At 46.5% G+C, this 5,675-nt stretch carries 2 protein-coding genes; both read left to right on the forward strand.

The genetic code is table 11. The features are described from left to right. Positions 1-102 precede the first annotated feature (102 nt). Entirely contained in the window at positions 103-399 is a 297-nt protein-coding gene (locus JMX98_RS13325) for a PAAR-like domain-containing protein (protein WP_201587285.1), read from the forward strand. Further along, positions 393-5,363 carry an RHS repeat-associated core domain-containing protein gene (locus JMX98_RS13330; RefSeq protein WP_201587286.1) on the forward strand — a complete coding sequence of 1,657 codons (4,971 nt, stop codon included), beginning with the start codon at positions 393-395 and terminating at the stop codon, positions 5,361-5,363. The genes JMX98_RS13325 and JMX98_RS13330 overlap by 7 nt, the downstream gene beginning before the upstream one ends. Positions 5,364-5,675 lie beyond the last annotated feature (312 nt).

Genomic DNA, 5,675 nt, shown 5'->3' on the forward strand with positions numbered 1-5,675 from the left:
AGGCTGTCTGTGCAGCGATGCGCAAGCTTGTGCATATCTGTTTCGGTGTGATTAAACATCAGCAGTCTTACCAAGCAAAAGTTGAGCTAATTAGTGCTTGATTTGGCTTTTTTAAGATGGTATCTCTATCAGATGCTCGATAATGCAGAAGACACCATATCAAACTCAACCATGAACGGCTTTACCGTCTATGTCATGGGCAAAACCATTCAGCCTACCTGTATGGGTGATGAGGCAGGTGTGGGCGGCGGTGTGAAATCGGGTACGGTTGGTAAAGAGATCAGAGCAACCTCAGGTGCACCCAGCATCATGTATTGTGGCTACTTGTCGATACGAGCAGATGACACCTGTACCATGAATAACGAAAACGTTGAAGGGAAATACATATCACTATGTTAGATAATGCTCAAGCGCAGCCTACGCCGCCCACGATAGAATTGGGTAAGCCTGAGTCTGGTGTCACCGCCCTTACTCTCTCAAACCTTGTAGCGACTGGTAGCCAAGGCTCTGCCTTTGATATGGGTATGAATATCGCCAGCGCTATTCCCAATAAAGATATCTCGCAAGCTGTCGGTGCAATCAGCACGATATCCAAAGCCGCTCAAGCTGCTAATCAAGGCTCAATGCTCGGGGTGGGTATGGCACTAGCAGGCGCTGTGCCAGGTAGTAATTTCTCTGATGCGATGGGCAAAGTAAGCGCTGTATCTAGTGCTATCTCAGCCGCCAACCAAGGCTCGCCGATGGGATCTCTTATGTCACTATCAGGTATTGCCCCTGATAGTCCTATTGCTCAGACACTCGGCCAGATATCACAAGCCACCGATATGCTCAAGCAAGGCTTATCTATTCTAAACCCTGATGTTAACCCGACAGATTTTATCAAATCAGTCATACCGCTTAATCCAGTGACACCTGCTAGCCAATCTGTGAATATTACCAGCGGTCCACCTGGCGCTCGTATCAAAGGAGAAGGAATTAAATGTGCCACCTGCGCCCTTGGCAATCAAGAGGCGATGATTGGTGCGCCAGTCAATGCCCTGTATGGTAGTAAAATACTGGTTGGCGGCGATGACATCGACTATCGCGGTAGTGGCTATTTACCGTTTGTCATGAGTCGCATCTACAATAGCCAAAATCCAGACGCTGGCTGGTTTGGACAAGGGTGGACGACCCAAGGCTATGAGCAGTGCTTGGAGCTGGCCCCGCAGCACAACCGCATCTATCTGGTAGACAACTCAGGTCGGCGAGTGCCTTTTACCTATCTAGCTCCTGGGCAGAGCTGCTATCAGCCTACAGAGGGCATTACCCTATACCGTAAGCATTTGCCTGAGGATAAAACACACACCACCGCCATTAGCCGTCCGATAGTAGCGGGTGCAACCAATGGTAGTCGTATTGGAGATCATGAACCGCTAGAGTTTGTGATCTATTCAGGCGACTATCAGCCGAAAGCGCATAATGACCAGATGCCTAAGATCGAGGCTTTTAATGGTATTGCTCAGCATTATAGCTATGTCGCCAGTCGTCGCCATCATGGCACCGAAGCCACCGTACTTTTGAGCAAATACGTTGATAAATACGGTCATCAGAACCAACTGCACTATACGCGTAGCGCGCTGCAAGGTACCGCCTATCTACCGCAGTATCTCACTGACGATGCGGGCAATTGCTATGAGTTTGAATTCACTCTATATAATGAGCAGCATAGACTCACTACCTTGTATAAACTAGATAGTCTAAAAAATAAAAAAGTACTAGCAGACTACACCTATAGCCCTGAGGGTGATCTGATCAAAGTCATCGCCCAAGGACGTACTACCCGAGAGTTTGCCTATAAAGAACACCTCATGGTCTGGCAGTCACAAGTGAATGGGCAGCAAGTCGCTTACGAGTATGACCATTATGACAATCCTAAAGCGGCTCGTGTCATTGAGCAGGCGATAAGTAGTGGCAGACACTACCTGTTTGAATACGGTCGTGATACCAGCGGTATCGAGAGTATCGGCACCACCACTGTCATCGAACAGCCAGGCACTGAGCTTGAGCGTACCCGTCATTACACCTATGATGACTGGTATAACATGACAAGCCTCACAGACCCCAATGGTAATACCACCCGTTATGAGTATGATGACAACAATCGTATGATCAAGCTCATCAGAGCCGACGATAGCCATACCAATTTTAACTATCAAGACCGTCATCTGGCGAGCGTACAAGTACAGACAGGGGTGGATCCAATTACCCAGTTGCCAGAGTATCGGGAAGTTGGCTATGAATACAATCAAGCAGGGCAGTTGATTGTCGGTACAGATGCGCTGGGCAATCAGCAGCAGTATCGCTATAACGCTCAAGGCAACCCAATTGTTTACCGTGATGCATTGGGTAATGACACCCAGTTCCAGTATGATCAGCATGGTAACCTAAGCGCTCAAACCCTAGCCAATGGTAGCCAATTCACCTTTGAATACGATGACTACGGCAACCTCACCACTCAAACCGACTGTAGTGGCTATCAAACGCACTACCAATACGATGACAAACAGCGCCTATGTGAAATTACCGATGCCGAAGGTAACATCACCCGTTACCGCTATAACAACCCCGCGCCCCACTTAGAGCATCTGCTTAGCCAAGTGCAGTATCCTGATGGCAGTCGCATACAAATGGACTATGACCAGCTTGGACGCCTAACGAGCTACACTGATGCACTAGGTCAACAAGTCAGGTATCAGTACGATAGTGAAGGCAACCCAAGCCAACGCACAGAACAGCAGGAAAAATCTGGAGTAGACGCCGCGAATACCGTAAAACGCTTCAACGCCAAAGGCAACAGCATCGCCTACCGCTATGACGAGCTTGGACGTCTGACCACACTCATCAACGAAAACGCAGAGGAGTGGACATTTGCGTATGATGCCAATGACAACCTAATTCATGAGACCCGCTTTGACACTCATCAAAGCCGCTACGTATACAATGAAGTTGGACAACTTACCCAGCAAATAGACAACCCGCAACTGCCCAGACACAAACAGCATCATATCATGATGGACTATGACCTTATCGGACAACTCACCGCCCGCCACAGCAGCCACTATCCTGAAATCATCGGTCAAGAGTCGAGCAAACCTGTGCGTCCGCAGTACCACCGAGTGCGCTATGACTACGACGAGATCGGACAACTGACCAGCGCCGTCAACCCCAATAGCCGTACAACCCTTACCTATGATGCAGGCGGCAGACTGATAACAGAAACCCTTATCAGTCATTTAACTCAAGACGGAGCATACCAAGCACGCGAGCACACCCTCACTCATGACTATGACGCGCTTGGCAACCGCACCAACACCACCTTACCCGATGGCAAAGTCATCAACCAGATCTACTATGGCTCAGGACACCTGTATAACCAAAGCCTATACGATCCTAGCACTGATGAGCATATCGAGTTGCGTCATAGCGAGCGCAACAAGCTGCATCTTGAGATCAGCCGCGAGCAAGGCGCACTCAGCAGCCGCTACCATTATGACCCGATGGGACGCTTGACCACGCAGCAAAGCAACAGAGATCAGCACCTCACCATACAGCGTGACTATCACTATGACGCCCTAGGACAACTGACACACCTAAGCGGCCATAGCGTCATCAATCAAGGCAATAAAAACACCCAACCAAACCTAAACAATCAAACCAGCTTTAAACGCAACCATCAATACCAGTATGACGCACAAGGTCGCTTAACTGAGCATAAGCTCACCGACTATCAAAACCATACGGGCATCACCGAAGTGTTTGCCTTTGACCCTGCCAGTAATCGCGTGCCTGTAAAAGTCACAGATAAAACAACACAAACCGATACGCCTAAGAGTGAACAAGGCCGTCCGCGTGAGCTGATCCAGAACAACCAGCGCATCAGATACACCTATGACTCTCATGGTCGCGTACTCTATAAAACCACAGAGGCGGCTAATAATCCTGATACTGCCCCGCGTACTGCACTACAACTGCAATACAATGCCAACAACGAGCTTGAGAAAAGCCTGCGGACTCAGTATCAAGACAACAACATTGTTAAAACCCTTACCGAGTATCACTACGACGCCTTTGGACGGCGTATTGCCAAGCACAGTGAGACTCGCAATTTCATTCAGAGTAAAGACCAGCTCACACAAAGCCGTCAGACCCAATATCAGCACACCCATATGCTATGGGACAGTGACCTACCTATTCAAGAATATAGCGACACCCATGTCTATACGACTATCTATGATCAAGGCAGCTTTAAGCCTGTAGCGAGACTAGCTTGGCTACGCGATGAGTTATTAAAAGCCGCCAATGATGAGATTAAAAACGCTAAGCGTGAATTTTGGGAAGATGCGCCTGAGTTGATTCCAAACATGCAGGTGTTTTATTATCATAATGACCAATTAGGCACGCCGAATGAGCTGACCAATGAGAAGGGTGAGGTGGTTTGGTTGGCTGACTATCAGGCGTGGGGCAATACTGCAAAAGTGGTTTGGAATGAGCAGTTGATTGGTCAGATCCAAGTCAGTCAAAATGAGCTACAGCCTATCCGTTTTCAAGGTCAACACTTTGATGCAGAGACAGGCTTACACTATAACCGCTTCCGCTACTATGATCCTGATGTGGGGATGTTTACTACAAGAGATCCGATAGGGCTGATGGGTGGTGGCAATGTGTTCCAGTATGCGCTGAATCCTACGGGGTGGGTTGATCCGTTGGGACTAGTTACCAGAGAAGCCGCCATTAAAAGTTTAGCAAATGATTCAACGGTACAGCCTAAGATTCCAGCTAGAGCAAGACATGGTCGGAACCCAAGCAGACCAGAGGAGTATTCTGCGCAACAAATAAATGAGCGATGGTCTGATATGTACCAAAAAGATATAGCAAGACACATCAGAGCTGGCAGAATGCCGTCTTGTCCTTCATCGGCTCCTAATGTTTGTACAAGCTGTAATATTGGCTCAGGTGGATGGAAGAAGTATGGTGGCAATCCTAATGCGTTTCATTGTGGGTTTGATGGTTATCTAGAAAATAGAGTTCCTAATAAACGTAACCCTGCTCCAGCTAATGAATGTTTCTATGATAATAGTGGAAGTTTAGTTACTGAAAGCCATGAGTATGGTGGTTGTAGGGGAACACCAGATTACTTTCCTTTCTTTGGAACAGGTACTGATGCGGATAATGCTCGAAGAAATCCACATGCGACAATAGATGCAGGCGGAACTTTAGGTCCTAGCAAATCTCATACCAATTTAGCCGTTGAGTCTCTTGCAGAGTCAGCGAGATATCACAATATGATTTTCACGAAGATAGTTTCTACTCCACCAATTAGATAGTATGTCTTATAAGTTTTTAATAAACCTCTTGCATAAGTTATCGCTATTCCGTTGGTGGAAGTTAACGAATTGGTGTTTTTACAAGAGATCTAATATGCAAAAATTATTTATTTAAATAATAAGGTGGGTGTCTATGGATAAAGAAAAATTTATTGATTTAAAGGTATTTAGAATATTGGTATCATTCTTATTAGGATCTATAATATCTCTGATTATTCATATATCTAATACATATGTGGCTGAAAGTAGAATTAATTATGATACTAAATTGAATTTTACTTTTATATATAAAGTTACAGAGACTTTTTATAG

The sequence above is a fragment of the Psychrobacter sp. HII-4 genome (assembly GCF_904846595.1).
In the GTDB taxonomy this organism is placed as follows: domain Bacteria; phylum Pseudomonadota; class Gammaproteobacteria; order Pseudomonadales; family Moraxellaceae; genus Psychrobacter; species Psychrobacter celer.